This window comes from Amaricoccus sp., assembly GCF_036846665.1.
Classification (GTDB): Bacteria; Pseudomonadota; Alphaproteobacteria; order Rhodobacterales; family Rhodobacteraceae; genus Amaricoccus.
Genome location: NZ_DAIUBO010000313.1, coordinates 1 through 3,774 on the forward strand (window position 1 = coordinate 1; position 3,774 = coordinate 3,774).

The 3,774-nt window shown below is 68.7% G+C and carries 4 protein-coding genes; all 4 read right to left on the reverse strand.

Annotated elements, in window-relative coordinates; all coding sequences use genetic code 11:
- Positions 1–299: 299 nt before the first annotated feature.
- Positions 300–1,520, reverse strand: a complete 1,221-nt coding sequence (locus V7050_RS19380) for an ATP-grasp domain-containing protein (RefSeq protein WP_324370357.1) — start codon at positions 1,518–1,520, stop codon at positions 300–302.
- A gap of 10 nt (positions 1,521–1,530) precedes the next feature.
- Positions 1,531–2,262 (reverse strand): esterase family protein, encoded by a 732-nt coding sequence (locus V7050_RS19385; RefSeq protein ID WP_324370355.1) that lies wholly within the window; start codon positions 2,260–2,262, stop codon positions 1,531–1,533.
- Complete coding sequence (locus V7050_RS19390; RefSeq protein WP_324370353.1) at positions 2,246–3,502, reverse strand: ATP-grasp domain-containing protein; 1,257 nt, start codon at positions 3,500–3,502, stop codon at positions 2,246–2,248. The genes V7050_RS19385 and V7050_RS19390 overlap by 17 nt, the downstream gene beginning before the upstream one ends.
- Positions 3,503–3,549: 47 nt before the next feature.
- On the reverse strand, positions 3,550–3,774 hold a 225-nt coding region (locus V7050_RS19395; protein WP_324370351.1), incomplete at its 5' end, for a hypothetical protein.

Consider the following 3,774-nt stretch of genomic DNA (forward strand, 5'->3'; position numbering starts at 1 on the left):
CCCCGGCAGGGCCGGCGCGGCCCGATCGCCACGGGTCGATCGGGCCGGGGACACCTGGGCCGCGGGAGAAACCGGAGTCGACAGCGAGGGCCGCTGGCAGAAGGCATCCAGACGAGCGGGTGGGGCATTGCGAACCGGCCATGGCGCGGCATCGCCTCGCGCCAGTTCGTCGGTTGGAGCGCGCGCGCGGAGACCGAGGCGGGTCGGGTTGCACCAGCGGTGGGTAATCCGCGCGCGCCTGCCGGCGGGCGCACGGATTTGTCCTTGCCGGATCCGCGAGGGTCCGGTGCTGGTGCGCGCTATCCCGCGCGCACCTGGATCGTGGCGCCGATCTCGTCGAGGATGCGGCGCAGCTCGTCGTAATCGGGGTGGCGCACCCGCATCCAGGCATTGGCCATGAAGCCGGCCTCGACCGGCTGGGTCGGCGTGCCGGCGGCGGGGAAGTGGTGGCCGACCACCAGATCGCCGTAGCGGCGCCAGATCTCCTCGGCGCCCTCGTAGCCGAGGATGCGGCCGTCGCGGTCGGGCCTGAGCGCGATGATGCCGCAGGCGTAGCGCCGGGACGGCCGGCGGTCGGTCCGGCCGTGGCAGACGGCCATGGCCCATTCGCGGTAGAGGTCGAAATCGTTGCCCGCGCAATAGCTGTCCCATTGCCCGACGCCGGGCGGGCGGCAGCCGATCTCGGAGAACTTCAGGCCCCTGGGCCCGAAGAACCATTCCATATGGGTCGCCGCGGTGCCGATGCCGAGCGCCCCGATCACCCGGCGGCCCATCTCCTTGACCTCGTCGTAGCCGGACGAATCCATCCGGTTGGTGGCGACGATCTGCGGCGAGATCCAGCGCGTGCGCATGCCGTCGAGCACGTTGGGATAATAATGGCTGATGAAGTCGTGGCCGACCGCGCCGTCGATGGCGAGCGTGTCGTAGAAGCCCTCGTGGCCCTCGATGAATTCCTCGATCGCGGCCGGCGCGCCATCGGCGAGCCCGCTCGCCCGCGCCACCCGGTCGAGCTCGCCCGCGTCGCGGGCGAGATAGGTGCCCGAGGCACCGGCGGCGTCGCGCGGCTTGAGGATGATCGGAAAGCCCACGGCGCGCGCGAAGTCCCGCGCCTCCGCCGGGCTCGCCACGCCCGCGGAGGCCGCGGTCGGCACGCCCGCCTTGCGCAGCACCTCCTTCATCGCCACCTTGTCGCGGCAGAGATAGGCGGTGCGCGCCGAGATGCCGGGGATGGTGCAGATCTCGCGCACATGCGCCGCGGCCATGACATGGGCCTCGACCACGGCCTCGAGCCGGTCGACCCAGACCCGGCTCTGGACCTCGCGCACCGCCCATTCCAGCGCGCCCTCGTCGGTGACGTTGGCGATCTGCTGGTAGCCGCCCAGCCAGGACTTCAGCTCGTCGTCGAGCCAGTCGTAGGGCCGGTCGCCGACGCCGATGACATTGGCCCCGACCGAGGCGAGGGCGCGGACGAAGAGCCGCTGGTTGGCGGGAAAGCCCGGTTCGAGAAAGATGACGTTCATCGGCGGTCCCTCATGCGACGATCTCGTCGAGATAGACCGGCAGCATCGCGCGCCAGCTCGGCCAGTCGTGGTCGTATTCCGGCCCCCAGGGGTCGACGCGGTTGGGGATGCCCTTGGCGCCGAGCACATTGGCGAGCCGCCAGCTCTCCTCGGGGTTCTCCCAGCGTCCCTGGCCGTAGGCGAGGATCACGAAGCGCCGGCGCAGGGCGTCGAGCATCGGCCCCGGGCCGAGGTTGGGCAGGAAGGCGATGGGGGCGGAGAAATAGTAATCCTCGGTGCCGCGGAAGCCGAGCAGGCTCTCGAGGTCGTAGGTGCCGCTCATGCCGATGGCGGCGCGGAAGGCCCAAGGGTAGCGGCAGGCGACCGCCAGCGCCTTGAAGGCGCCGATCGAGGCGCCCGCGGCGACGATCTCGATGCCGCCGTCAGAGCAATCGGTGCGGATCGCCGGCACGATCTCCTCGGCGACGCATTCCTCGAAGCGGTTGAGCAGCTTGCAGCGGTATTCCGGCGAGCCGGTCTTGGAGGCGAGCGCGCGACCCGCGAGGCTGTCGCAGGAATAGACCTTGATGCGGCCGGCCTCGATCAGCGGCCCCAGCGCGCCGATCAGATGCATGCGCTCGACCTCCTCGGCGTCGCCGCCGGCGGTGGGGAAGAGCAGCACCGGCTGGCCCCAATGGCCCCAGCGCACCAGCGAGATCTCCTGCTCGATGCGGGGCGAGAACCACCTAGAAGCCGTTTTCATCGCCGCGCGCCCCCTCCTGCTCGCGCCAGAGCTGAACGCGGGACCAGAATAGCTCGGTGAACTCGTCGATCTCGTGGGCGGGGAAGAGCGCGGTCACCTTCTGGCGGATCGCGTCCCGCAGCTTGTCGCTGCCGAAGAACTCGTAGGCGAGCTCGTCGAGATGGCCGAGATGGCTGCGGCAGAAGTCGCGGAACTTCTCGGTCTCGAAGCGCTCGTGGGCGATCTTGGCGTATTCGCTGAGGCGCTCGCGGGGCGGCAGGTCGCGGTCGGCGACCTTGTAGAAGGGTTCCCAGTCGAGGTTCCGGCGCATCGGCCGCTCGGTGGCGGCGGCGAAGATCGACCAGCGCAGGTTGGCCTTGATCAGCCAGGGGAAATGGTAGTGCAGCGAGGTCACCTGGCTGTCGGGGCAGGCATTGGCGAAGTCGATCGGATACCAGGTGCCGCCCTTGGCCAGCGCCTCGCAGGAATTGAAGTCCCAGCCGAAGAAGGCGTTGATCGTCAGCGTGGTGTCTTCCAGCAGGCTCGCGTCCTCCGGCGACAGGAAGTCGATGTCCATGGTGTAGCGGTCGTGCAGCGGCGCGGAGGGGTCGTAATTGACCTTGCGCAGCTGCGGCCCGAGCCCGACGCAGCGCACGAACCAGTCGTAGGGGACCACCGCCTTCTGGATGTTCATCAGGTCGGTGCCGCTGGCGTCATAGGCGCGCTGGAAATCGGCGAGGTCGTTGATCCGCGTCACGCCGCGCCAGCCGCCGCCGTGATAGGGCTTCATGAAGAAGGGATAGCCCATCTTCTCGCCAATCTCCTTCAGCGAGAACATCTTGGCGTATTGCCGCAGGGTGGGCTCGAGGTCGTCGGCGTGCGCGTAGGCCTTGGCCGGCAGCATCCAGGTATCGGGCACCGGCAGCCCCAGCCGCATCATCGCCGCGTAGGAGGTGTGCTTCTCGTTGGCCTGGATCGACCAGGGGTTGTTGTAGACATAGAGGTCGTTCAGGAGGATCGCCTTCTTGATCCATTCCCGGCTGATCGAATACCAATGCGTCAGCCGGTCGATCACCACGTCGTACTTGACCGGCTGGCGCAGGTCGAAGGGCTCGATCGTCACCCGCTCGCAATGGAAGTTCAGCCGGTCGCCCCCGAGGCGGATGTCGAGATCGAGCGCCTCGAAGAGGCTCTCATAGGCGATCGGCCAGCAGATGTCGGCGCCGAGCGACAGGCCGATGTTGACAATGCGTTGTGCCATTCTCCCCGTTCCCCCTTGCGGCGGGAGCGGGCCGGGGGCGCGCTCCGTCAGCCGTCTTCGTCCTTGCTTCCGGACCGCAGCACCCGCACGAGCCCGTCGCGCAACGGGTCGCGCCAGTTGTGCCAGTGATGCCCGTCCCGGGCGCTCTTGAACAGAACATCAACGCCGCCTTCGCGCAAGAAGCTTGCGAGCGCTGGTGCCCTTGCGGGCCTTCGGCCCAGGGTGATCGCATTTGGAGCCCATCGTTCCCCGGACGACCGTCCCGCCACAAG

Coding starts and splice junctions, on each gene's coding strand:
- V7050_RS19380 (WP_324370357.1), bottom strand. CDS start 1,520: ATGAACGTCATCTTTCTCGAACCGGGCTTTCCCGCCAACCAGCGGCTC.
- V7050_RS19385 (WP_324370355.1), bottom strand. CDS start 2,262: ATGAAAACGGCTTCTAGGTGGTTCTCGCCCCGCATCGAGCAGGAGATC.
- V7050_RS19390 (WP_324370353.1), bottom strand. CDS start 3,502: ATGGCACAACGCATTGTCAACATCGGCCTGTCGCTCGGCGCCGACATC.